This window comes from Wohlfahrtiimonas larvae, from assembly GCF_002006755.1.
Taxonomy (GTDB): Bacteria; Pseudomonadota; Gammaproteobacteria; order Cardiobacteriales; family Wohlfahrtiimonadaceae; genus Wohlfahrtiimonas; species Wohlfahrtiimonas larvae.
Genome location: NZ_MVDO01000049.1, coordinates 1 through 621, shown reverse-complemented (window position 1 = coordinate 621; position 621 = coordinate 1). Strand labels below are relative to the sequence as shown.

1 protein-coding gene is annotated in these 621 nt (G+C 34.3%); it reads right to left on the bottom strand.

Translation table 11 applies throughout. From position 1 onward, the window contains the following. A partial coding sequence (locus BZK14_RS03380) for a POTRA domain-containing protein (RefSeq protein WP_281249061.1) occupies positions 1-501 on the bottom strand: 501 nt, incomplete at its 3' end. Between the last annotated feature and the right edge of the window lie 120 nt (positions 502-621).

The window sequence follows — 621 nt, the reverse complement described above, 5'->3', positions numbered from 1 at the left end:
AATGTTGACACGATTTCTAGGTAACTCAATAACATTAACATCTATTTTTGCAGTATATTTACCGCGTTCTTCATACGCTTTAAGTAAATTATTCTTAACTGACGCTAATTTTGCCGCACTATAAGTCTTACCTTCAGAAAAACCAGCCATTTTAAGCATTTCTTTAAATTGTTTTGTCGCAACATCTTTATTACCATTGACAAAAACACGGTCAATAACAGGTCTTTCTACAACATTAATGACTAATACACCATTTTGCTGACTAATACGAACATCATCAAATAATTCTGTTGCATATAAACGTGCAATCGTATCTTGTACATTACCGCGTTTAATATCCTGATCATCTCCACCTAATTGGGAAAATATAGTACCAGCATTCAGTCTTTGTAGACCTTCAACACGGACATCGCGCACTGAATAAGATTGTGCATAAACAAGTGGCATTGCCAAAAACAACGCTGTTGCAAGTATCGATTTTTTACAATTCTTGAGGACCATTATTATTCTCTAACACTCTAAAATCTGAAGGCAAACTAGGCGACAATATACAGAATTTGAAGCATAATTACCACTCATTTAATTATTGGCTAAAACCATCGGATAATATCGTACCCGATA